This is a genomic window from Microcoleus sp. MON1_C1 (genome assembly GCF_036701945.1).
In the GTDB taxonomy this organism is placed as follows: domain Bacteria; phylum Cyanobacteriota; class Cyanobacteriia; order Cyanobacteriales; family Microcoleaceae; genus Microcoleus.
Genome location: NZ_JAUBRO010000067.1, coordinates 1 through 25761 on the forward strand (window position 1 = coordinate 1; position 25761 = coordinate 25761).

Sequence of the window (25761 nt, forward strand, 5' to 3'; positions counted from 1 at the left end):
AACCTTGCCAAATTCACTTATTATCGTCAGGTCAGCTCAGAGGATTTGAAGAGTCGAGATACTTTTGATAAAATTCCGTTAATTAATATTCTCAAAGCTCGTCGTCGAGTTCATGATAGAGAGGATCGAAAACAAGCTAAAACAACAAGTAAAAAGCTCTCTCTTGTTGTCCCTTATCCTCAAATTATAGAGGTTTTAGAAAAAGCTCGCTTTGAAGCAACTCTTGAGGTGAAATGTTATCAACGAAGTAACCGTTACAGGGGTGGACGACCTAAAATCGACAAGGTTCCCCGGATGGATACAGGGATTGCGAGGTCTTTTCAGAGATTTATTATTGTGGCTCTGATGGTTTCCTGTCCTCCGCGACGACCTAAGGAATATTATGAGGCAGAAATCGGTAAAAGTTTGGTCAAGGGCGGATTTCAAGATGGGTTGTTTGTCTCAGTAGAAAAGATGAAAAACCCTAATCAGGCTCAGTATTATCTCTGGCCTGAAGACTACAAAACCATGAAAACCTACGGAGAACTTGCCATTCCTCTAACCAATTTCACTTTTCCAGATGGCACCCGATTTTATGACTATCTTGAAATGTGGATTAATAAGTGGCGTAAGGTTTTGATTAAAGAGCAGAAACATAATTTTCTCTTTCTCCAAGATAAAAAGGGAAAACTTCTGAGTTCATCAACTTTTGGAAAAAAAGTTAAACAGATTTTTTGGCGATTTGCCCAAATTCCCATGTCGCCCCACAAGTTGCGTCACTCGTTTGAAACCTACAGTCAAGAGATTGGTCTATCAGAAGCAGAAAAACAAGCTTCAGTTTTAGCAATGGGACACAGCGTTGAAACTAAAAGGAAACACTACGACTTACGCGAAAAGATTAAAATCATGCAACCAGCTCTCGATTTTAACCAGCGCATTGTTGAAAAAGGACTCAGGAGCTTTGACCGAAGCAAATTGGTTGAAGGGATGATTGATATTGATGATGATGATGAGGATGACGACGAAGAATAATCTATTAGCCCCAAGCATCGCTTGGGGCTTTTTTGTAGGGGATGTTTTAAAAGTGGAATCGAAACATATCCATTACCCAGCACTTAACCTCATTTCCTCGATAGCTCCCATCCCTCCAAATCGTATGTAAGTGATTCGCGTGGCCCCCGAGGGTGAACTTGTTTGAGGACTTTTTTGGCTCCTGCACGTTCTGGAAGCGATCGCCTACCCCCGATAACCTGGCCTTATTGTCGCTACTTCTGCATTTACTCGTCTTCCCTCCTCTGCCAGCTTACAATCTCGTGCCACAAGTGTTTCTCACTCATTACTCCGACTTTAATTTCAGTACCTCAGTAATGCAGTAATGAATGCAGTAATTACTTAAAACAAATAAAAGTTGTCAGGTTGGAGAAGTGCGTTAACAGCAGCGCTACCCAAAAGGAGTTGCTCGACTCTGAGAGTCCTGCAACCCTGTTTTAGCAGCAGATGCCAACACAAGTGCTATAGTTACTGTATTGAGTATTTCAGTAATGCAGTAAGTGATGCAGTAACTAAATATGACAGCAATAATTGCTTTCGTAAATCAGAAAGGTGGATGCGCCAAAAGCACGACAGCCGTACATTACGCCCATTGGCTCGTGCAGCAGGGCAAGCAAGTGTTGATAGTAGATGCCGATGCTCAGCGGTCTAGTTCTCAGTGGTGCAGCAAGATGGATTCACCCATTCCGTGCCAAGTAATCCAAAGCCCCGATGATTTGTTGGAGCAATTGGGTGAGTTAGCAGCTACCGTTGACTACCTCGTAGTGGACGGCCCTGCCGGGTTGAGTGAGGCGACTAGGGCAATCTTGATGAGAGCTGACTTAGCTGTAGTGCCGGTGCAACCGAGCGGTATCGATATACAATCAGCCGCCGATGTGGTGAGACTGATCAAACAAGCGCAATCGGTGAGACAAGGCCCGCCCCAAGCGGTGATGTTTCTCAGTCGCGCGGTAAAGGGGACAAAGCTTAAAACCGAGGCAATGGAGTTGCTGGGGAAACTTGCGCCCACCATCAAAGTGCTTAAATCGGTCGTTCACCAAAAACAAGTGATTGCTGATTCTTCGGGGCAAGCAGCGACTGTATGGGATTTGGGCGGTCAGCCTGCCAAAGATTCTGGTAAAGAGTACGGTCGACTTTTCAAGGAAATCATGGGAGTGTTGAAATGACTGCCAAGAAACGTAAACCACTCGGTAGCGCGATGGAAGAGTTTGTCTTCGGTACAAACGAAGCTGCATCACCCCCAACACCAGAAATTGTATGGTCAGCAGCAAAGCCCACAGCATCGCTAACACCAGAAGCTGTATTGCCCATCCCAACACCACTGCTGCCGGAACTATCTGCACCACAACCAGTTTCCATTCAATCAAAGGAGCCTAGTCTGATGAGCAAACTGCAAGCGCCCGATAAAGAAGCGACGGTCAGGTTTACTGTCGATATGTCCGAATCTCTGCACCGTAAACTGTCGATGTTGGCAGCCCGGACGGGGCGCAAGAAAGTGGATATTGTGCGGATGCTGTTGGAAGATGGATTGAAGGAGGTTGAGGGATAAAAACGATCGTTCTAGCCCGCATCCAGGTGCAGAAGAACTTCTTCCAACCATCAAAATCTCGTAGCGGGCTGGTGACATAGTGGCTAGCAAAATAACCGCCCGCCTCCTCATGGATGGAACCCTACACACCAGGGCGAAGAGAATACGTTAGTTTCTCTGGAAGGGTACTCGTCCCTATTCAGATCACGATCGCATTGATGCGCCTTCAATCTATCAATACTCCGGACAGTTTTTGGAACGATAATACAAGCTTTACGGGGCAAGGATCATAAAAAAGTGAATTAAATGCCGCGGCAGGGGTGGAGAGGACATTGATTTAATTATCCACAGTGGCTCAAAGTCCTAAAGCATAAGCCCTTCAGCCATAGAAAAACTGTCCGGACTATGGTCTTTATAAATTTTGTGTAAAGTAACAGCGATATATAGCAATCCTAAATGATTTACAAAAGTTTATACTTTATAATGGTTGTGGAGTATAATACTTGCATACTGAATCTCACTGAAAAAAACAATATGTGTGAGCAACAATCTTTAAAAGAGTTAAGTGATTTTATCGATAGCAACCCCGACTAAGCGAGGACTGAAGCGAGCTTTGGCAGTAATGATGTGGATTGAGGGGATGCCTTGTTCTAAAATTCAAAAAATATTAAATGTATCAACAACATTTATCAGTCAATGCAAAATGAAATTTATCGAAAATGGATAGGTAAGTAATCGGCTTCATGTACAAGGCAAGACACCAGTAATTCCGCCTAAGCGCAAGCAAGGTAACCATCGTGCTCACGATCAGGACTTTTATATGGCTCGTCAATAGAATTGAAAACTGATGATCCAACTGAAGGAGTATCGGGCGATTGCGATACGTTCGTCTAGCCTGTAACCAAATTTCTCGGTGCGCTTTACCTTGGTACTTCCGCTATCTGGTTGAATTGATGACGCGCTCTAGGAACGGTGAAAGAAGAAATATTTGCACAACGTCATGCTCGGTGTCGGATGCTAAAAAATAGAGAGAGTGGTATGAAAATTGCATTAGTCCATGATTATTTAACACAACCCGGTGGGGCCGAGCGTGTATTTGAATTGCTGTGTAAACACTACCCCGATGCTGATATTTTCACGTCTCTGTACGAACCTAAACGAACTATTGATCTAGGCGAACGTGAAGTTCGCACAACTGTACTTCAGAAGGTTCCAGGGGCAAGTAAGAATTTTAGGCTAATGGCTCCATTTTATTTTTCAGCCTTTCGAGCCTTGGATTTAAAAGACTACGATCTGATTATCAGCAGTACCACCAGCTTTGCTAAAGCTGTGCGAAAAAGACCGGGAGCAATACATATTTGTTTCTGTCACAATGTCACTCGTTTTTTGTGGGATACCACAACTTATCTGCGAGACTATGCTACCTATCGAAATCTTTCGGGTATGCTCGAACCGATTTTTCAGCAGATGAGGAAAGCCGATTTAAATTCTGCTCAGGAGCCAGATTTTTACATTGCTAATTCCAGCACAGTTGCCAGTCGTATCCAGCAATTTTATGGAAAGCAATCAGTTGTGATTAACTATCCCATTGACATCACAAAGTTTATTTTTTCTCCAGATAAAGAAGACTTTTACTTAACCTCAGCTCGTCTTCTTGGTTACAAACGCATTGATGTGATTATTGAAGCATTTAATTGGCTGGGATGGTCATTATTGATCACTGGCGATGGTCCTGAGCGAGAGCGTCTTGAGTCTAGAGCTTTAAAAAATATTAAATTTCTCGGTCATGTCAGCGATACAGAACGTAGTCAGTTGATGTCTAAAGCTCGTGGTGTGATTGTTGCAGCCTTGGAAGATTATGGTTTGGTTCCAGTGGAAGCTAATGCTAGTGGAACGCCGGTAATTGCCTATGGTAAGGGTGGTGTATTAGATACTCAGATCCCAGGTAAGACAGGAGTTTTTTTCAATCTACAGACACCTGAAGCGATTCACACAGCAGTAGTTGAGTCCAGTAAGATTGCATGGGATTATGAAAAAATTCGCTCCCATGCAATCGATAACTTTTCCGAAGAAGCTTTCTTTGAAAAAGTAGAGGGGGTGATTGAGGAAGTTTGCGACCATCATCAGCGATAAATATATTTGGTTCAAGAGGTTTATGATCGAGGCGTAGAAGTGACTGAAAACAATATCAACTCAATTGCTGAAACAGAAACAGGCTATGGAGAACTGTTTGCAGTCTTAATCCGCAGACGTTTTTGGTTGCTAAGTGTTGTGTGTATTGTCTTGGCTGCTGCCACTGTAAAAGCGTTGAAGGAAAAGCCTACCTATACAAGCTCAATGCAGCTCCTAGTAGAGTCTAATTATCAAGGCAAAAAAGACAGTAAAATAGATAATCAGTTTGCTGATTCTAATGTTGTGATAGATAATGCTACTCAGCTTAGTCTGATGCAAGGTTCCCAGCTCATTGAAAGGGCGGTGAAATTGCTTCGGCCTAAGTATCCAGCGATCGATGTAGAGGAGATTAAAAAATCCTTAGTTGTCATTCAAGTGGCTGATGAGAAGGCCAAAACCGAAACTAAGATTTTTGAAGTAACTTATACGGCTAATAATCCCACTCAAACCCAGAAAGTGCTACAAGTAATGCAACGGGTTTATCTGGATTACAACCGAGAACAGCAGAGACTACGTTTAACTCAAGGTCTTGCCTTCATTGATGAACAATTACCAAAGGTTCGTAAGAACGTTGCTCAAGTTGAGGCGACCTTACAAGAGTTTCGCAAAAATCAAAACCTGATTGAGCCGGAAGTACAAGCAAAAGCTTTGACTGAGGCAATTAACAACATTCAGCAGGAGCGACGGGCAAATCAGGCGACTAGAATGGAGCTTCAGGCTCAATACGAGTCTTTGCAGCAGCAACTTGCTAGTTCTCCGCAGGAAGCGCTCGTTGCAGCACGGCTAAGTCAGTCTTCTCGTTATCAAGCCTTACTTAACGAAATCCAAAAGACAGATTTAGCCATCGCCCAGCAACGGATACGCTTCACTGATAGAAACCCAGTTATTCAAAAGCTACTTTCGGAGCGCAACAGGCAACTCAGTCTCTTGCAAGCAGAAGGGCAACGTGCTACACCATCCGTTTCTGCTCAGATTCCGCCTACGGGAGAAAGCTTTTTGAAAGAAAGGCAACTCGGTGCAACTGATTTAACTATTGCTACTAAGCTTCTGGATATTCAGACAAACTTAAAAGGCTTAACTGCACGCGACGAAGCACTAGCAAAAAAAGAGCAGCAGCTCCGTGTAGAACTCGATCAGTTTCCTAATCTATTGGCTAAGTATACTCGTCTACAAACCGACATACAACTCAAGCGTGAAACATTTCAAGAGTTAGAAAAAGCACGGCAGGACTTAAGCTTGGAAATTGCCAGAGGTGGATTTGATTGGCAAGTTGTCGAAGTACCGCAGCCTGGTACAAAGAATATTTCCAAAAAACGGCAGAACATTATGCTGGGTCTCGTGGTTGGGTTGTTCTTGGGTGTGGCTGCGGCTTTTGCTCGCGATATGTTGGATGATTCTGTTCATAGCTCGGATCAGTTAACAAAACTGGTTCCCCTACCTCTACTAGGAATAACTCCACAGCTACCGCAGGTCAAGAAGAACAAACCAATCATTAAGCTACCCTTCGGCGGCAAGCGGCAAGCTTCCGCCGCTTGGGCAAGCGAACCAATCATTAAGCTACCTTTCGGCTTGCCGGAAGATATGGCGCCTTGCACGATTGAAGTAATTCATAGTCCCCCTGCTTGGGAATCCTTAAACCGAATTTATAAGAACATTCAACTTCAAAATTCTGGTTCGACTTTCAGTCCTTTAATAATTACTTCAGCCTTGGATGGTGAGGGAAAATCAACAATCGCATTAGGTTTGGCAATTAGTGCTGCGCGTCTACATCAACGGGTACTGCTAATTGATGGTGACTTTCGTCAGCCGATGCTGCATAAACAGCTCAATCTCCCTAATGAGTATGGGCTTTCAACTTTGCTGGAAACTAACGCTAAAGTATCTATACGCAGTCATATTCCCGCATCAGACCTATATGTTGATATTTTGACTTCGGGGCCAATACCCAAAGATCCAGTAAATCTATTAAGTTCTCCTCAAATGCAGAGATTAATGGCAGAGTTTGAGCAGACTTATGATGTAGTTCTGCTGAATGCACCTCCCGTTTTAGGGATGGTAGATGCTTTGCTGATTGCATCCTGTTGCCGGGGGCTAGTTTTGGTGACACGCATTGACCTAGTGACAAAAACCGCACTGACTGAGACTACAGCCATGCTGAACAAGTTAAATACGATCGGGGTGATCGCGAATGGGGGTATTAGTCTCAAAAAGGGTAAGATACCCCACTCCTGAAAAAAAATTATGGTTTCTTGACAAACTGATTGACAATGCTTCCTCATTTTCTACGATCCCGACCCTATAAAGTGATGATCGCGATCGAGCATTTTTCTTGAGATAGCTCAACTCAAAACCTTGCCTAGCAAGTGTCTCAACTTGCTTGTCACCCCGTCAGGCGATCAACATCAGTTATACCAGCCCCTGTGGTTCATAAATTTTGTAATTTGTCAACTGACAAATTAGAGATTAAAAAAATCACAAAGTATTGACTTGCTTGTGAAATGTGTTACAAAATAAGGGTAATTCTACTTAAGTAATCTGTATATGCAATAGTCCGGCCAGTTTTTATATGGCCCAATGGCTTATTCTCGCTTGACTTTGAGTCACTGTGGATAATTAAATCAATGTCAGCTCCACCCCTGACTAGCATTTAATTCGACTTTTTTATAATCCTTGTCCTGTAAAACTTGTAGTATCGTTCCCAAAACTGTCCGGAGTATTGTATAGGGAGATTTTCAATTCTAAGTCATTTTACTGTACAAACAATAATTAGTAAAATTAGCGTCAGGTAATCTGAACCTATGACCACTTCGACACTCTCAAGTTTAAATATCTATTCCTCTGTAGAGCAACAGCATTCAAACAATTACTTACCTCACTGCATTCTTAAGTGGCGACAGGGACTGTTATTCGTCAGTCTCGGACAACAGACCAAACAGCCTTATATTTCAGCGTTTGAGACTGAGCAACAGCTAGTAGAATGCTTGAAACAATCTCCAGTACGGTTGGTTTGCCTCAATCCAACCCTAGGTGAGGCAACCCTGAAACTCTGGGCAGATGCCTGCGAGCAAGCGAATAAACCCGTGTTTCTACGGAGGACTATTCAACAAAAAACCTTTCAAAAGCAAAGCCAACTTAGTCCCCAGCCCAAGCAATGGATGGACTCAAGTGTTGCCTTTCTTTTGCTTTTATTGTTCAGTCCGATTATACTGATGGCAGCTATATTGATCTACCCCTATTCACCAGAGCGGATTTTCCCTAAGCAATGGTACATTGGCACAGGAGGCAAGTTCTTCCGGCTTCTCAAGTTTCCCACGACAGTAGCTAAGGACGATTCTCGTACTACACGTTTAATTCGTTGGATGTGTAAGTACAACGTTGATAAATTACCACAGTTGTTCAATGTACTACGGGGTGAGATTAGCTTGAGGGATTCATTCTGTCCTTTGACGCTCTCTGAGGCGGTACAGCTCGGATCGGAAGGTCAACAATAGGTAAGTAAATTTATCTCCAAATTAAACTGGCAACAATCAAACTGAAATTGTCTTGTCTAAGTAAGCAATTGGATCACTGACAATCCTATGGCTAGTAACATTCTGATCACGGGTGTAGCGGGTTTTATTGGACGATACGTCGCACGGTATTTTTTGGAAGTAGGCTGGTCAGTAATTGGGATAGACAGTTCTGCGTCTGAGAATGCACCGTTGGCGAGTCTAGCAGCTTACTATACACTCCGGTTGCCCGATTCAAAGTTGAATGAGATTCTGCAAAAGCACCAACCGGATGTTTTTATTCACTGTGCGGGTCGAGCTGCGGTAAGCTTATCAATGTCGGAACCAACTCCTGACTTTTATGCAAATACCGTTGTCACCTATGAAGTTTTGAATTCCCTCCGATTAAATGCGCCGCATTGTCGATTTATTTACCTCTCCAGTGCTGCGGTTTATGGAAACCCAGAGTCCCTGCCCATCAGCGAAACTCAAACACCTGCACCCGTGTCGCCCTACGGATTCCACAAGTTACAATCCGAGTTTCTCTGTCGGGAATTTACACAGGTATATGGCTTGGCAACAGCAAGTGTAAGAATTTTTTCAGCTTATGGCCCCGGTCTGCGCCGTCAGGTGTTGTGGGATATTTGCCAAAAAGTGATTACACAAAAGACTTTGATTCTACAAGGTACAGGTCAAGAAAGTCGTGACTTTATTCATGCCCTAGATATTACCAAGGCATTTAGGGTCATTGCCTGTGATGCACCGATGCAAGGTGAAGTCTATAACCTGGCTAGCGGGCAAGAGGTCACAGTTAGGGAACTTGCGACCTTAGTTTTAAACACTTTAGAGTCTAATTGTACGCCTCAATTTGATAGCGTAGTTCCCTCTGGGACGCCGTTGAACTGGCAGGCTGATGTCTCGAAGTTGAAGGCATTGGGATTCACCACGTCTGTTCCTCTGGAACGAGGGGTGAAAACGTTTGCAAACTGGTGTCTTGCAGAGTTAGTAGGTGTATGACAGAGATTGCTTTTTTTCTCATCAAATAGATAGATTGCTGCTCAATCAGTGACTTAAATTCTATGAACCAGGCAAAAAAGAAAATACTATTTCATCTATCAGTGCCACTTAAGCCTTTATATTATGGCACTCAACGCAGGCTGTTAGGAATTCTGAAATATTTCAAGGATCGAAAAGATTATATTAGTGTAGATGCAGTTGCAGCCAATCAGTTTCGAGATACGGTAGTTACCCCAAGATGGGACACTGAATCAACCCAAGAAGCTTTAAATTTTATAGATAATGTGTCCGTCTATGAAGGCAAATATAATTTGTATGATCTGTTATACACTCGCAGCAAAAGTTTGTACTATCAAAAATTATTACGCCAACAAATGCCCGTTGATTCAGATTACTATGCACCACCAGGCTATGTTAAGTTTGTAAATTATTTAGTTACTAGGAATGAATACGATTTTATATGGATCAATACTTTGAATTTTGCTCATTTAGCAGCAGAGATAAAATCAACTTCAACTCATACCATAATTGATACTCACGATCTTTGCTGTCGGCTACGTGTGATGACACAAGACTTTCCTGTTTTTAAAGGTTTGAAATTTGATTATGAATTAAATTTTTTGAAAGAAGTGAATTTACTGAATAAATTTCATACTATTATCTCTGACTCTAATTATGAATTGTCAGTTCTTGCGCCATATTTACCCTCCCACAAACTGCAATCAATTCCACACCCAGTTGACGGTCTTAGAGATGATTCACAGCAAGTTTCATATCAAAATAGGAAATTTAAGTATGACTTATTATTTTTGGGAAATCATAATCCACCCAATGAAGATGGAATCAAATTTTTTCTAGATTCAATTTTTCCGCGTGTTTTGCAAGCTAGACCAAATACTCAGCTAGCAGTAGCAGGTAAAGTTTGTGAGGTTATTCAAGTTGATTCTCACCTCACTCAAAATGTCAAGTTATTGGGGTATGTTCCAGATTTATCAGAACTTCATTTGCGATCTAGATTGGTAATTTCCCCTCTGTTAACTGGAGCCGGGACTAAAGTTAAACTTATAGAAGCAATGTCTTATTCATTACCTATTGTAACTACCCCAACCTGTGCTTCGGCTCTATTTTTACAGGATGGTATTAACGCCTTAGTTACTGACGATCCAGTTCAATATGCCAATCATGTTCTAAGTTTACTAACAGATTTCCAATTTGCTCAAAAGCTCTCACAGGAAGTCAAAACAACTTTTGAGGAGCATTACTCAATGCCAGCAATTTATTCAAAGCTCGATGCAATGTTGGGAATTTGAAGTTATAATGATTCTATTCAAATTTTTCTACAGATTCAGCCAACACGAACGCCATTCTTGGGTGGACTATATAGCAAGTCTATTGGAGTCGTGAATGTAGAACGACCTGAAACGTTTGTGATGATTGAACCCATTGTTTACAAATCAAATGGTTTTGCTATATTTAGTTAGGAATTACACAAAGGAGCAATTTTTACACTATTTGTGGGGGTAAGCTGCCACTGTACCCCTACAAATAGTGTCTGCGCGTCTAGGACTGCATAGTGTGCCTGCGTAAGTCTTGAACTTTTATAACTATTTCTAGATTTGTCCAAAGTATATGGTATAAAATAGCTCTATAACTTATTGCTTAATATCGTTCATAAAAATATGCACCTTAAAATTCCTACTTCAGTTAATGGTATGATGAAAACTACAAAGTTTTGGCAGAATAATTACCTGTTTCTGCGAGAATTCAAATACTTTCCTAAAGTTGTAATCTTAGCTCTAGTATTTTCATTCTTGGCAGCGACTTTTGAAGGGGTTGGTATTGGGTTTCTGCTTTCGTTTTTACAAAGCTTGACGAATCCTGATGCAGTACCGATTAAGACAGGAATCCGCTGGTTTGATGTTTGGGTTTTGGGAGTCAATACATCTGCTACTAGCCGGTTCTACCGAATATCAGCTTTAATATGGCTGAGTACCTGGACACGTGCATTATTTAACTATTTAGCGCAAATTTATACGGAAAATTGTCAACTTAATTTGATGGATAGGCTCCGAAAACAAATTTTTGAACAACTTCAGGCGGTAAATTTGAGTTACTTTGCAACCACCAAATCAGGAGAATTGATTAATACCATTACATCGGAAATAGAAAAATTTAAGAACATTTTTAATGGCAGTGCTTTCTTGTTCACTAGGGGGCTAACGATTGCCATTTACTTGATATCGATGATTTTGATTTCGTGGCAGTTGTCACTCATTGCCATAATGCTCTTCACTCTGATGGCTGTAGGCTTATCCACGTTAAATAAGCAAGTCCGTGAAAGAAGTTTTGAAATATCAACCGCTAATGGAAAATTCACCACAACAGCTATAGAATTTATTAGTGGAATTCGCACAATTCAGTCATTTGCTACTCAGGATTTTGAGCGAAAACGTTACTACAAAGCGAGTGAAGATTTTGTCGGTGCCTCTGTCAGAATTATCCGGCTTTGGGCAATGGTAAAGCCTCTTGCGGAAGGGATAGCAACTACAATTTTAATCGGTATGATTCTTGTAGCCTTCACTGGCATTTTAACGAATGGTCCGCTCAAAGTAGCTTCATTACTAACGTTTCTCTTTATCCTGGTGCGCTTAGTTCCAATCATCCAGGATGTGAATGGAACCAGGGCAGTTCTTAGTAGTTTGCATGGTTCAGCAGAGAACATTAAACACCTTTTAAGAACGGATAATAAAACATATTTTAAAAATGGTAAAGCTGAATTGGCAAGCTTAAAACATTCAATTGAGTTTGTAGAGGTAGATTTTGGCTACGATACTAATAATTTGGTTCTCAAAAGCATTACGCTATCAATTGAACAAGGAAAAATGACAGCGCTGGTAGGGGCTTCCGGTGCTGGCAAAACAACTTTGGCTGACCTCATTCCTAGGTTCTATGACCCAACACAAGGCAAGGTGCTTATTGATGGAATTGATATACGACAGTTTGAGATCAACTCTCTGCGACGACAACTGGCTATAGTAAGTCAGGATACTTTCATTTTTAATACTTCTGTTCGGAACAATATTGTTTATGGAAAAGAAGGCGCAACAGAACAGGAAATTCAAGAAGCAGCTCGACAAGCCAATGCTCTAGAATTTATTCAAGATATGCCTGAAGGATTTGAGACTCAACTCGGAGACCGGGGGGTACGCTTGTCGGGTGGTCAACGCCAACGGATTGCGATCGCTCGTGCTTTGTTACGCAATCCAAAAATTTTAATATTAGATGAAGCAACCAGTGCCTTAGACTCTGTATCAGAGCGATTGATTCAGGAGTCTATAGAAAAGCTTTCTGTAGGTCGTACTGTAATTGCGATCGCCCATCGCTTATCTACAATTGCCAAAGCTGATAAAGTGGTGGTACTTGAACAGGGGCGCATCGTGGAGCAGGGAAATTATCAGGAATTGCTAGAGAAAGGAGGCAACCTTTGGAAATATCACCAGATGCAAAATGCGTAGTCCTGCATAGTCAGGAAAACCTGTTATAATTTACTTACTTAATCTGCCTTAACTTTTAGCTTATGAAATGCCCCAGGTGCGACTCTCAATATATTGTAAAAAATGGTCACACTCACACGGGCAAACAAAGTTTTAAATGTCGAGATTGTACCAGACAATTTGTGATAGCTCCCAGACATCAGCCGATTTCGGAAGACACAAAAGAGTTAATAGATAGACTTTTATTAGAAAAAATATTTCTGGCTGCAATTGTTAGGGCTACCGGAGTTTTCCCAAGGTGGCTACAATACTATGTTAATAAAAAGTTAAGAGCCGTCAAGAGAAAAGTGGAAGTGAAGTCAAAAAAAAAGGGAAACCTAACTATTCAATGTGATGAAATGTGGTCATTTGTAGGAGACAAGAGTAACAGGCAGTGGATTTGGTTAGCAATTGATGTGTTGACTAAAGAGATTGGAGGAGTATATCTTGGTAAAAGAGATGAAGCTGGCGCGAGGGGATTGTGGGATTCTCTACCGACAGTTTATCGTCAATGTGCTGTCAGTTATACAGACTTTTGGAGTGCTTACGGAATAGTTTTTCCTAAAAAAAAACACAGAGCTGTAGGAAAGGATACTGGTCAGACAAACTATATAGAAAGATTTAATAATACCCTGAGAAAAAAAATATTTCGATTGGGGAGAAAAACTCTTTCCTTCTCTAAAAAACTCTCCACTTATATGGGAGCTATTTGGTATGTTATTCATGAGTATAACGCCAGTTTATCTATCACTTAAAACCATTAATTATACTAACTATGCAGGACTACCGCAAAATGAAGCAGGTCAAGTGATGTAAAGCATTCTAAATTATGTTATGTATCCATCGTTTTTAATTCACGCAAGTCTTCTAATGGAGAATCCAATGACAAATCAAACTCCCAAAATCGTTGTAATTACGCCTCTAAAAAATGAGGATTGGATTATAGATCGCTTCCTTGCTGTGACAAGTCAGTTTGCCGATCGCATTATTATTGCCAATCAGAACTCTAATGATGAGAGCCTAGCGATCTGTAAAAAGTATCCAAAAGTGGTACTTATTGAGAATAAATCTACTCAATATGACGAAGCAAGCCGACAAATATTATTAATTCAGACAGCTAGAGACTTAGTGCCAGAGCCTAAAATACTCTTGGCTCTTGATACTGATGAAATGCTAGCTGCATCTGCTACCAAGACCTTGGGTTGGCAATCAATGCTGAAAGCAAAACCAGGAACAGTATTATTGTTTGAAAAGCCAGACTTATACTTAGTGCCTAATAAATGTATAAGGTATGAGACTCCTTGGCCTCTTGGTTATGTTGATGATGGGGCTGAACACCATCCTAAAAAAATCCACAGTATCAGAATTCCCATGCCTGATTATGCTCCCAGGTTGTATATTAACGATGTAAAAATACTTCATTATGCATCGGTTCGTCCAGGAGCGCAGGCGGCTAAATACCGTATGTATAGTGTTATAGAAAATGTTTTATCTACAGGATTTCTACTTACTAGACGACGAAAATATGATTTAAACAGGATGTTCAGGCAGTATCAATTGCAAGCTTCACTTTCTCCTTCTGAATGGTTTGCAGCTTGGGAAGAGATTGGCATTGATATGCACACGATTATTGAGCAAAGGTATTCTTGGCAAGACTTTGAAGTTCTTAAGTATTTTGAAGAATATGGATTGCGTCGCTTTTGGATGGATGATATTTGGGAATTTGATTGGGAGGCTTGTAGGCTATATGCTAAATCCCTAGAAATGAGTAATATCCCGGATTTTGAAATCAAAGCGCCCCCGAGAAGCATCAGATCAATAACTAGGAGTTTGACAGATGTTTATATGGAGACAAGAAAGTTGAGCAAAGGAGATACAAAACTTTGGGGTTAAGCTGCTATATTGCTTTTAAATAATCTCGTATTAATTAAGTTTATGAAAATATTACTCACGATTCATCACGATCTAGACCACAATTCCGGCGCTCCTGGCATAACGTGGAAACTAGGGCAGGAATATCAAAAGCTGGGTCACGAAGTAGAGTATTACTCTTTTGATAACCTGCCACACAAATTGCCGCAAATGGTAGAGTCGATGATGTTTCCTGAATTTCTGGCTAGCCACATATTGCCACTCTCCCAAAAACCAGCAGTTGATGTTGTAGATGCCTCAACTGGCGATGCCTGGATGTGGGCAAAACTGCGCCGTCCTTCTAACAGTCCGGCGTTAGTGACACGCAGCCACGGTCTTGAGCATATTATGCACCTGGAAAACTTAGAAGAAGCCCGCCTTGGTAACTTAAACTTAAGTTGGAAATATCCGCTTTATCATGGAGGTTTCCGACTCTGGGAGGTCGCCAATTCTCTGCGGGATGCAGATTTGAGCTTATTCAGCAATCACCGTGATTTAGAGTATGCTGTTGAAAAATTAGGGGTTGATCCTGGGCGGACTCGTGTTTTCGTTAATGGAATCCCAGAGTCTTTTCTCAATCTCGATTTTGAGCCAACCCCAGAAGCAGAAGATTCAGTTATTCGCATCGCCTTGGTGGCAACTTATATCCCTCGTAAAGGGATTCATTATGGTGTTCCAGCATTAAATAAAATTCTTGCCCGCTATCCTCAAGTAGAAGTGAGTTTTATGGGGACGGGCTGTCCAGAAGCTCAGGTTTATACAGATTTCGAGCCATCTGTACACGATCGCATCCGAGTTGTGCCACGCTATCAACATGAAACTCTGCCCGAACTCTTGCGCGGACATCATATCAAGCTTTTTCCCACCCTCTCGGAAGGGTTTAGCGTCGCCCTTATGGATGCTATAGCTTGCGGTTTAGCCCCTGTAACTACCACTACCCCAGGGCCGATGGAAGTCGTGCGTGATGAAGATAATGGCCTTTTAGTTCCCCCCCGTGACACTCTCGCGATCGAGCAAGCTTTGGAGCGCTTAATTACAGACCGCCCCTACCTGGAAAAATTGCGCCGTAATGCTTATGCTACAGCACAAAAGTATAGTTGGCAGGGGATTGCCCGTGATAATCTGACTTTGTACCAAGCAGCTTTGTCTCATAAAAGAGGTACTAAATGAAGCTTTGTATTGTTACCCATAAAGTAGCGATCGGTGATGGTCAAGGTCGGGTCAACTATGAAGTTGCCTGGGAAGCAATTCGGCGCGGTCATCATGTTACTTTGTTAGCAAGTAGCGTAGATTTTGCACTGCAACAGCACAATCAAGTCGATTGGATTTCTATTCCAGTTAAAAAATATCCATTGCAACTTGTCCGCGAAATAGCTTTCTCCACTCAAAGTGCTTGGTGGTTAAATAAGCACCAAGAAGAATTTGACATAATCAAACTGAATGGTGCAATTACTTCAGCTAGGGGAGATGTGAATGCAGTGCATTTTGTCCATAGTTCCTGGTTACGCTCGCCCTTCAATCTCTCAACACAAAATCTGAGCTTGCGTGGCACTTATCAGCGGTTTTACACTGCCTTAAATGCTGATTGGGAGAAAAAAGCCTTCGATCGCGCGAAAGTCGTAGTAGCCGTTTCTGAGAAAGTCGCCCAAGAATTAATCGTGATCGGTGTCCCACGAGAGCGCATTCGAGTGATCTTAAATGGCATTGATTTACAAGAGTTTGCTCCAGGTATTGTCGATCCGCAAAAATGGGGCTTACCGGAGGAAGTGCCGCTGGCGCTATTTGCTGGGGATATCCGTACACCTCGGAAAAATTTGGATACAGTTCTCCATTCCTTAATGCAAGTTCCCGAATTGCACCTGGCAGTTGTGGGTGGAACCGCAGGCAGTCCTTATCCTGAGTTAGCACGATCGCTAAACTTAGAAAATCGGGTACATTTTCTGGGATTCCGGCAAGATGTCCCCGACTTAATGAAAGCAGCAGATTTTTTAGTTTTTCCGTCCCGTTATGAGCCTTTTGGTTTAGTGGTACTGGAAGCGATGGCGACAGGAATACCCGTGATTACGGCTGCTACGACGGGCGCAGCGGAGTTGGTGACACCAGACTGTGGCTTCGTTTTGCCAGACTCAGACGATGCACAGGCTTTAGCTGAAGCGTTGAATCAATTAGTTAAATGCGATCGGCAACAAAGACAGCAAATGGGTCAAGTAGCCAGAACTATAGCGCAACACCATAGTTGGGCTAATATGGCAAGTAATTATGTGAATTTATTTGAGGAACTCCAGCCGTGCTGACTATCTCAGTTGTCATTTCCAGTTATTGTCGCCCCAAAGACTTAGCACGCTGCTTAGACGCACTCAAAAAGCAAAAACGTCCTGCCGATGAAGTCTTAGTAGTAGTTCGGGATACAGATACTGAGACTTGGACATTTGTCCAAACATTTAACCCAGAATTCTTACCACTGCGAACTGCCACAGTCAGCGTATCTGGTGTGGTAGCGGCTATGAATGTAGGGATGGATGCCGCTTCTGGGGATATCATCGCCTTTACCGATGATGATGCAGCACCTCATACCGATTGGCTGGCACTCATGGAGGCTCAGTTTCTGTCAGATAGCAATATCGGTGGTGTAGGGGGGCGGGATTGGGTGTATCACGGCACCCAGTTAGAAGAGGGAGAACGCCTGGTAGTGGGACAGGTGCAGTGGTTTGGAAGAGTCATCGGCGAACATCACTTAGGGGTTGGAGAAGCCCGTGAGGTAGATGTGCTTAAGGGTGTAAACATGAGTTTTCGGCGGAGTGCGATCGGCCAAATGCACTTCGATCCCCGGATGCGAGGTACAGGAGCCCAGGTACACTTTGAACTAGCATTTAGTCTAGCCTTAAAACGGGCCGGTTGGAAGCTGATCTACGATCCAAAAGTGGCAGTCAATCACTATCCAGCACCACGTTTTGACGAGGATCAACGCAATAGATTCAATGACATTGCTTTGCTCAATGCCGTACACAATGAAACTTTAGTTTTGTTAGAAAACTTACCATCGACTCGACGTACTGCATTTGTTATCTGGGCAACATTCGTGGGAACGCGAGATTCCCCAGGTTTTTTGCAATGGTTACGATTCCTACCTAAAGAAGGAACCTTAGCAGGACAGAAATTGGTTGCATCTCTACGTGGACGTTGGCAGGCTTGGGAGACATGGCAACAGTTCAAATAAAGATATAAGGTGTTAGGTGCTAGGGAATAAAATTATTCAAACCTAAAACCTAGTTAAAGATTCCTAAAAGCTAAGACTTAAAACTTAATACCTAGTTAAAAATTCCCCCAACCTCAATAGTAGTTAGTAATGAGTCAAATACAGAGAATTCCGAATAACTCTCGCAAACAGGGCTTCTCTCTGACACTACAACCGCAGGCAGCTTGGATGGCAATCCTCGGGCTATTACTCATTACTGCCCTATGCCTTGCAGCAGGTCTTGGCAAAGTTCTAAACATCATCTTTCCGGCGGGTTCTTTTGGCGTCGGCTTGTTCCTATATTTGCGGTATCCCATCCTCTATGTAGGTTTCACTTGGTGGGTGTTTTTCCTCACACCTTTTGTCCGCCGTGTGTCGGATTTTCAAAGCGGTTTTACCGATCCCAGTCCCATGTTGTTAGCCCCTCTACTGGTGGCAACGATCACCATTGTAACTTTCTACCGCAACCTTCCCAAAGCACATGAACAAGGTGGCTTACCTTTTATCCTATCTGCTGCGGGTGTGTTCTATGGTTTTCTGGTTGGTATGATTAATGGCTTACCTGTTCCGGCGATCATCTCTCTTATGACTTGGGTTAGCCCCATTTTGTTTGGTTTCCACTTATTTGTGAACTGGCGAGATTATCCCAGCTATCGCGAAAACATTCAGCGCACTTTTCTGTGGGGTGTGTTAGTGACAGCATCTTATGGCGTCTATCAATACTTAGTTGCACCTGAGTGGGATCGTTTCTGGCTTATACAGACCAAACTATATACCAGCATGGGAAAACCAGAACCCCTTGGACTTCGAGTGTGGAGTACCATGAATGCGCCCTTACAGTTTGGAATAGTAATGCTAGCGGGGAATATCTTGCTATTTATTGGTCAAGGCAATTTGCGTATTCCTGGTTTAGCAGTTGGCATTTTGTCTGTCCTGCTAACATCGGTACGCACAGTTTGGGGAGGCTTGATAATAGCCTTAATTACCCTTATCAGTTCTCTAAAAGGAGCTTTACAGATTCGTTTAATTGCTTTTATTCTGATGATCGTCCTATGTATGGTACCATTATCTACAGTCGAGTCGTTTTCCCAAGTCATTCAGTCTCGTGTAACAAGTTTGACTAACGTTAAGGACGATCAGAGTGCAAAGGACAGAGCCGACCTCTACGGCAGAACACTAAATCTTGCACTGAGTGAGGTTATTGGTAAGGGAAATGGAACTCTTCAGCCGATTGACAGTGGAATTATCGAACTACTTCTTACCTTGGGCTGGATGGGAGCCATTCCCTATATAGGTGGGCTATTCCTAATTTTTTATAGCCTGTTCCAAGCCTCTAAGTCTAAGTCCGATCCGTTTGCCAGTGCAGCTCGTGCTATTGTTGTGGGATTCCTGCCGATGCTAGCTGGTTCAAATGTGATCATTGGTATCTCTGGCATGGTTTTCTGGGGATTTTTGGGTCTAGGCCTGGCAGCTAATAAGCACTACCAGCATCAACGAATCATCGGGTTCAAATCAAGTTTATAATAAATTTTTGAATAGTGTTTGTAACACTTGTGCCAACAGCCTCAGTTGCTAGTCAAAAAAATCTGTGTCAATGGTAACAGTTTGTGAGAGAAACAACAGAAAATGGAAAAACAAAAAACAGTAGGATTTATCTTAAAGCGTGTCGATTGTAATGACGGGGTTGCCTCCCATTGTGAGAGTCTTATTCGTGGTTTGAAAGCGGTTGGGTGGAAGGTCGTCCTGATTACGGGAACTGTGAATTATGATGCAGGCTCTGTACGCCGTTTTGAAGCACTCAAAGACTTATCAGAAGACTGGGCGATCTTGGAGGATTTGAAACCTCTTCTTCCCAGTTTGGGTAATATTACGCGGATCGAGGAGCTAGTAAAAAAATACGATATTTGCCTATTTCACGTACATGGATACGCAATGTTGCTTCTTGCCCGCATCCTCAAAATCATTACTGGCGTAGACTGTGTTGCTACCTTTCATCCATCGGTACACGGTGACGATCCAACCCTACTGAAGGATGCCGCCTTGCGATCGCAAATAGCAAAATACCTGATATTTTTGAAGCTGTTTGCCCCAAAAGCCTTTATTGCATACTCTTCCGATATTGAAAGATTTTTGCTGAAAGATTTGGGCTTTCCAAAAAACAAGGTTCGCAAGATTTTTGCTGGCATCGATACGAAATATTTTCGTCCTCCCAGTCCAGAAGAGCGACAAAGGGTACGGGAAAAATTTGGATTTGAGGAAAAAGACCTGGTATGTTCTCTTGTAGGAAGGCTCAATTGGAATAAGGGCCATGATATTTTTATCGACGCCGTTAGGCAAGCGAGAAATGCTGTTCCTGAAATGTCTTTGAAGTGTTTATGCGTGGGTTCGGGTCATCAGGAGAAGGAGATTAAAGAATATGCCTTTGCTAGTGATGAAGATTCGCGTTGCTTTATTTTTTTGGGGTATGTGGATGAGCTGCGAGAAGTGTATTGGACCTCGGACATTCTTGCTCTACCGAGTCGCTCAGAAGGCTGTCCTCTGGTAGTGGCGGAAGCGATGTGCTGTGGAACAGTTACCATCCGCACAGAAGGAGGAGGAGTTCGGGATCAGATTGAGGAAGGAAAAACAGGTTATATCGTTCCCTTGGATGATGCAGAGGCTTTATCAAAGGCGATCCAAAAGCTTGTGAATAAGGACTTTCGCTTGCAGATGGGTCAACAATGTGCGGAGTATGCTTCCTCAGTATTCGATCAGGAATTAATGGTTAAGAAGACAGTGGAATTGTATTGCGAGTGCTCTGGTATCGAAACAAAATAAAGCCAAGGTCGGAAACGGCAATGCCGTTTCCCTACCCCAAAATAATCAATCGCCTTCGCTAAAGATGTAACTCTCGCCTGATTAATTGTAGGGAAACGGCACGTGCAGTGTCCTGGCTGTGGGTAATATTAATTTCTCTGTCACCGGATTTGATATGACTCGGTAATTTACTGAGCCTAACCTTCACGCTTTTCTCCAAGCCGATACACAATCACCTTAGCTTTCGCATCTTCCTCTACAAATACCAGATACTCACCATTTGGTCTCCGATAAGCACGCAGTGCGTAGGGGATATCTACCCAGCCAGTCTCACCGGCCACCTCTGTACCGGGGGTTAACTGTGTTACAAAATCTCCTTTCTCGGTATCGTACACATATACTTCAGCCTTTCTAGAATCAACGGCAAATACTCGATCGCCTGCCACATCCATTGCCTTAATAATTAGCATGGGGTTGGCTTTTGGATCGTAGGGAAGAGTTATGCGCCAGCGCAGTGTTTTATTCTTTGTCCAGTTGTCGTAGCGCACAATCTCTGTGCCGACTATTCCCCATTCCTCACCTGTATGAGGGCGATCGACTGTATAGCCTCCGAGATACATTACATCTGTATCGGGATAATATTTAATTCTTAAGAGCTTGTTAAAAGGTGCTGGCATCGGTATTTTTTCCGAAGAGGCAGCATTGTAACTCGGACTGCCATAAGCATCCAATCCCAGATAGCCATAGTGTTTGATGTAGCCAGATTCACTAGCTTGCCATACATCGCCCTTGCTATCAACTTCCCAACCCCAGATCGAATCATCTTCTGCACCTGAACTTTCATATTCATTGCTTTGAATTAAGCCATCTCCGTTTTTGTCATGCCATAACCAGCTTCCCGTCGCTGGTTGATTGGTTGGCCAAATAGAATGATTCCTAGCAAAAATGGCGCTGGGAACGGCAATTTCTCCATCAAAGCGGTAGACGCTCATCTGGTGGGCAAACATCCCGGTAAGATATAAGAAACGTTTTCCGTCTATTCTACGGACAAAAACTGATGCCGCCGAATGGGTTTGGTTGTGCAGTCGCGGATCGTCTGGGTAGCAAAACTTATCGAGAGTATATGCTTTATAGGTCCATTCCTGACCATTTTCTTTGCTATAGTCCATGACGAAATGTTCGTGTTTGGTGAACACGTCCACTCCGTCTGTGCCCGGATCGGCATCGGCATTATCCACGAATTGTAAACCCAATAATTGCCACTGCATTTTTCCACTAGGCGAAAACTTTCTCAAATCACTTCCTGAACCGCCAAAACCATCATTGCTAACGTAGATATTCCCGGCTTTATCCGTACCCACTCCTGTTAAACCGTTGAGTTTAAGTTCTCCAACTTCTCCGCGAGTTCCAGAATAAATGCCGCCTTGAGGGCCAAAAGTCCCAATTAATTTAGGGGTTCCTGAGATATCGTAAATCAGCACTTGTTGACGAGGGCCATTTTCTGCAACTAATAGCCTACCTTGATTGTCAATGGCTAGGGCTGTAGGGTCTATAACATCGGTAATTTTCTGGGATAATAAGGTTCCTGTCTTGGAATAGTGCAGAATCTTGGAAGGATTACTAGCGTCTTTTGCTTGCAGAATCCATAGGTTACTTTGAGTATCTACAGCTATTTGTTTGGGGCGATCGCTTGACCAACTCCGTAACTCTGCCAAGGTTTCGCTATCATAGACGCGGATGCGGTTGGTGCTGCGATCGCTAACATAAAGCTCGCTACTGGTGCTAGCTAATCCCGTTACTTGACCGGAGGTGCTAACAATTAACATACTTTTATCATAACCACGCCCACCTGCAAAGGGAGCAGGCTCTCCCGATAAGTTGTAGCGTCTCACACAATACCAGTCTGTTTGAGAGGGGGGATAATCTTGAGGAACTGTCCAGTCTAGTGTCCCCTGTGTCATGGCGATATAAAGGTATTTACTATTTGCCGTGACTGCTTCTCCTCCTGTTCTTCCCGATCCATGAAGATTACTAGCTTTGGCGATCGCATCTCCATCTTTATAAATTCCTGCCTCTCTACCTGCTTCATCCCAGATGCTATTGGTGTAAACGGTGCCATCGCTTGCCACGTACATGGCGCTGATTTGAATTTGTACCCACTTACTGCCACCGCCAAAGGTGTTACCGATCCAAGATGTTTTGTAGGAGATATTGAGTAAAGGGTTTGAAGTTACAGACAGTGCAGTTACAGACAGTGCAGTTACAGTAAAAATTATGACTCCTGCGATCGCCTTGGTTCGGAAACTAATCCTGCGATGTTGGCGATCGTTCTCGATCAGCTTAAAATTATTGAGGGAGTGATTCAGTTTTTGGATGAATAACTGCTGTTTTTGCCATAATTTGTTTACTAGCAACAAAAATCGATTCTTCATAATCTCACTGAGCAATATACAGCTATAATCAGGATGTCTCAGTTATTGTAAATTTAATGTATATTTGCAAACAACCAAGTGAAAAACTACACAAGTAACCCTGCTACAGCAGCAAATATTCTTTGCATCGGGATCGGATGGTTTCCGACAACACCGGGAGGGCTGGATCGATATGTATATGAGCTGACACATCAGCTAGCAGCCAGTCAAGATCGAGTTGAATTGTGTGGAGTTGGTCTACCAGAAACTGAGTCAAACTCTGGTGTAAAACTCACTAATTTAGCTGGATCCGAACATCGACTCTGGGAACGGCTTTGGCTGATTCGCTCCAATTTTTGGCAGCGAAACTCCACAAAACCAGATGCAATTAATCTGCATTTTGCACTATATAGTTTTCCTCTTTTGCAAGTTTTACCTAGGGGGGTTCCTGTTACCTTTTCCTTTCACGGGCCTTGGGCTTTGGAAAGTAAGCAAGAGGGTTCTGGTAAACTGAGTGTTTTTTTGAAGCATTGGGTCGAAGACAGAGTTTATCATCGGTGCGATCATTTTATTGTCCTGAGCAAAGCATTTGGTGATATTTTACATCAAGAGTATCAAGTTCCTTGGAACAAAATTCACGTAATTCCCGGCGGTGTCGATCTTTCGCGATTTCAACTTAATCGATCGCGCCCGGTCGCCAGATCGCAGATGCACTGGCCCCAAAATCGCCCGATTCTATTTACAGCGCGTCGCTTAGTGCATCGAGTTGGACTCGATAAGCTGTTGATGGCGATCGCGATCATTAAACCTCAAATTCCTGATATCTGGTTGGCGATCGCAGGAAAAGGGCCACTACAAGCGGTTCTTGAGCAGCAAGCAACAGATTTAAGACTCAATGACAATGTTAAATTTCTCGGCTTTTTGCCAGATGACCAACTGCCTATAGCTTACCAAGCCGCCGACCTAAGTGTGATGCCGAGCCAATCTTTAGAAGGGTTTGGATTATCCGTGCTAGAATCCCTCGCCTGTGGCACTCCAGCGCTATGTACTCCAGTGGGTGGAATGCCAGAAATTTTAGAGCCGTTTTCACCAAATTTGATTACTACGTCTATAGAAGCAACAGCGATTGCTGAGCGATTAGAACAACTGTTACTTGGAAAACTACCGATGCCTTCTAGAGAAGCGTGTCAGGAATACGCTGCTAAGAATTTTGATTGGCAGAACATTGCGCAAAAAGTTAGAAAAGTGCTGTTAATTCAGTCGCAAAAGAATCAATGATTACGCAATTTATTTTCAATAAACAACATGAAAATACTATTTTTAGACCAGAGCGGAAAGCCTGGTGGTGCCGAACTTTGCCTAATAGATATTGCCAAACCCTATAGAGATAGCTGTCTAGTTGGCTTATTTGTAGATGGTTCTTTTAGGCAATTACTAGAACAACAGCAAATTCCCGTTGAAGTGTTAGCGAAAACCGCGATAAAAGTTCGTAAAGAAAGCAGCTTGATACAGAGTTTAAATAGTGTTACCGCGCTACTGCCTTTGATTGCTAAAGTTGTTCAAAAAGCTCGTCAATACGATTTGATCTACGCCAACACGCAAAAAGCTCTAGTTGTTGGTGCATTAGCTAGCTTTTTAAGTCGTCGCCCTCTAGTCTATCATTTGCATGACATTTTATCTACAGATCATTTCAGCCCCACTAACTTAAAAGTAGCTGTAACTTTGGCTAATCGCTTTGCATCATTGGTTATTGCTAACTCCAAAGCAAGTCAGGCTGCTTTCTTAGAAGCAGGAGGACGCTCGGACATAATCGATGTCGTCTACAATGGCTTTGAGCCTGAAGTCTATCAGAGCGATCGCTCTAAAATTAGCCAACTCAAGACACAACTAGAACTTGATGGGCAATTTATAGTAGGTCATTTCAGTCGATTGTCACCTTGGAAAGGTCAACATATTTTAATTGAAGCACTTACCTACTGTCCCAAAGAGGTAACAGCTATTTTAGTGGGTGATGCGCTCTTTGGCGAGCAGGATTATGTCCAGCAATTACATAAACAAGTGGCAGAATTAGGACTTGAAGATCGAGTTAAGTTTTTAGGATTTCGTTCAGATATTCCGCAGTTGATGGCAATTTGTGATTTAGTTGCACATACCTCAACCGCACCCGAACCTTTTGGCAGAGTTATTGTCGAGGCGATGCTGTGTGGTAGACCTATAGTTGCTGCTCAATCTGGAGGTGCTATTGAATTAATAGAGCCTGGGATCAATGGCTTTTTGGTTCCTCCCGGCAAGCCACACCAACTCGCAGAAGTTATTAATACCTGTCATAACCAACCTGAGTCTACGATCGCGATCGCCAAATCTGCATACGAGATAGCTAGTCGGCGTTTTCACCAGACCAACATCGATCGGCAAATAGCGCATTTACTCGTTCAAACTTTTACCTAACTTGTAACAATATATTAGATACAGCAGATTCCATGTATATATAATACACTGTATTTAGTACATAAGCGAAAAAAATGAAACCTTATTCGAGCTAGTTTCGTGAAAAAATAGTTAAAATCTATAGCAATCCTATATGAATTGTGAAAAGGCATCAAATCTTTTCAAGTTAGGAAAATTGAAAAGATTATATTTA

Annotated in this window: 18 protein-coding genes and 1 pseudogene; 18 read left to right on the forward strand and 1 reads right to left on the reverse strand. The window is 42.6% G+C overall.

Annotated features, from left to right (window positions below):
- From QUA62_RS26010 to QUA62_RS26085, 16 genes and pseudogenes are all read left to right on the forward strand, one after another.
- Positions 1-1011: pseudogene (locus tag QUA62_RS26010) on the forward strand (tyrosine-type recombinase/integrase); the annotation flags it as partial.
- 536 nt (positions 1012-1547) lie between these two features.
- Positions 1548-2195, forward strand: a complete 648-nt coding sequence (locus QUA62_RS26015) for an AAA family ATPase (protein ID WP_333407646.1) — start codon at positions 1548-1550, stop codon at positions 2193-2195.
- Positions 2192-2578 (forward strand): hypothetical protein, encoded by a 387-nt coding sequence (locus tag QUA62_RS26020; protein ID WP_333407647.1) that lies wholly within the window; start codon positions 2192-2194, stop codon positions 2576-2578. Before QUA62_RS26015 ends, QUA62_RS26020 begins: the two co-directional genes overlap by 4 nt.
- Positions 2579-3595: 1017 nt before the next feature.
- The gene (locus QUA62_RS26025) at positions 3596-4690 is read left to right on the forward strand and encodes a glycosyltransferase (protein ID WP_333407648.1); all 1095 of its coding nucleotides are present in this window, start codon (positions 3596-3598) and stop codon (positions 4688-4690) included.
- Positions 4691-4729: 39 nt separating this feature from the next.
- Entirely contained in the window at positions 4730-6961 is a 2232-nt protein-coding gene (locus tag QUA62_RS26030; protein ID WP_333407649.1) for a polysaccharide biosynthesis tyrosine autokinase, read from the forward strand.
- Between the two features lie 566 nt (positions 6962-7527).
- On the forward strand, positions 7528-8220 hold the full coding sequence (gene hepC, locus QUA62_RS26035; protein WP_333407650.1) for a heterocyst development glycosyltransferase HepC: 693 nt from the start codon (positions 7528-7530) through the stop codon (positions 8218-8220).
- Positions 8221-8307: 87 nt separating this feature from the next.
- A complete protein-coding gene (locus tag QUA62_RS26040; protein WP_333407651.1) occupies positions 8308-9234 on the forward strand; it encodes an NAD-dependent epimerase/dehydratase family protein in 927 nt (308 codons plus the stop codon).
- 62 nt (positions 9235-9296) lie between these two features.
- On the forward strand, positions 9297-10544 hold the full coding sequence (locus QUA62_RS26045) for a glycosyltransferase (RefSeq protein ID WP_333407653.1): 1248 nt from the start codon (positions 9297-9299) through the stop codon (positions 10542-10544).
- Between the two features lie 369 nt (positions 10545-10913).
- A complete protein-coding gene (gene hepA / locus QUA62_RS26050) occupies positions 10914-12749 on the forward strand; it encodes a heterocyst formation ABC transporter subunit HepA (protein WP_333407655.1) in 1836 nt (611 codons plus the stop codon).
- 62 nt (positions 12750-12811) lie between these two features.
- The gene (locus QUA62_RS26055) at positions 12812-13522 is read left to right on the forward strand and encodes an IS1 family transposase (protein WP_333407657.1); all 711 of its coding nucleotides are present in this window, start codon (positions 12812-12814) and stop codon (positions 13520-13522) included.
- A gap of 127 nt (positions 13523-13649) precedes the next feature.
- Positions 13650-14660 carry a glycosyltransferase family 2 protein gene (locus QUA62_RS26060; protein ID WP_333407659.1) on the forward strand — a complete coding sequence of 337 codons (1011 nt, stop codon included), beginning with the start codon at positions 13650-13652 and terminating at the stop codon, positions 14658-14660.
- 42 nt (positions 14661-14702) lie between these two features.
- A complete protein-coding gene (locus QUA62_RS26065) occupies positions 14703-15848 on the forward strand; it encodes a glycosyltransferase family 4 protein (protein ID WP_333407661.1) in 1146 nt (381 codons plus the stop codon).
- Positions 15845-16972 carry a glycosyltransferase family 4 protein gene (locus QUA62_RS26070; RefSeq protein WP_333407662.1) on the forward strand — a complete coding sequence of 376 codons (1128 nt, stop codon included), beginning with the start codon at positions 15845-15847 and terminating at the stop codon, positions 16970-16972. Before QUA62_RS26065 ends, QUA62_RS26070 begins: the two co-directional genes overlap by 4 nt.
- Positions 16966-17895, forward strand: a complete 930-nt coding sequence (locus QUA62_RS26075; protein ID WP_333407664.1) for a glycosyltransferase — start codon at positions 16966-16968, stop codon at positions 17893-17895. Before QUA62_RS26070 ends, QUA62_RS26075 begins: the two co-directional genes overlap by 7 nt.
- A 129-nt stretch (positions 17896-18024) precedes the next feature.
- The gene (locus QUA62_RS26080) at positions 18025-19437 is read left to right on the forward strand and encodes an O-antigen ligase domain-containing protein (RefSeq protein ID WP_333407666.1); all 1413 of its coding nucleotides are present in this window, start codon (positions 18025-18027) and stop codon (positions 19435-19437) included.
- Between the two features lie 102 nt (positions 19438-19539).
- Entirely contained in the window at positions 19540-20730 is a 1191-nt protein-coding gene (locus QUA62_RS26085; RefSeq protein WP_333407668.1) for a glycosyltransferase family 4 protein, read from the forward strand.
- A 176-nt stretch (positions 20731-20906) separates the two neighbouring features.
- Here the strand turns inward: QUA62_RS26085 and QUA62_RS26090 are convergent, their stop codons facing one another.
- The gene (locus QUA62_RS26090; RefSeq protein ID WP_333407670.1) at positions 20907-23141 is read right to left on the reverse strand and encodes a hypothetical protein; all 2235 of its coding nucleotides are present in this window, start codon (positions 23139-23141) and stop codon (positions 20907-20909) included.
- Between the two features lie 78 nt (positions 23142-23219).
- Between QUA62_RS26090 and QUA62_RS26095 the strand changes: the two genes are divergently transcribed.
- Together QUA62_RS26095 and QUA62_RS26100 are read left to right on the forward strand one after the other, a co-directional pair.
- Entirely contained in the window at positions 23220-24398 is a 1179-nt protein-coding gene (locus tag QUA62_RS26095) for a glycosyltransferase family 4 protein (protein ID WP_333407672.1), read from the forward strand.
- 27 nt (positions 24399-24425) lie between these two features.
- Positions 24426-25568, forward strand: coding sequence for a glycosyltransferase (locus QUA62_RS26100; RefSeq protein ID WP_333407674.1), 1143 nt, complete (start codon positions 24426-24428; stop codon positions 25566-25568).
- The last annotated feature ends 193 nt before the right edge of the window (positions 25569-25761 follow it).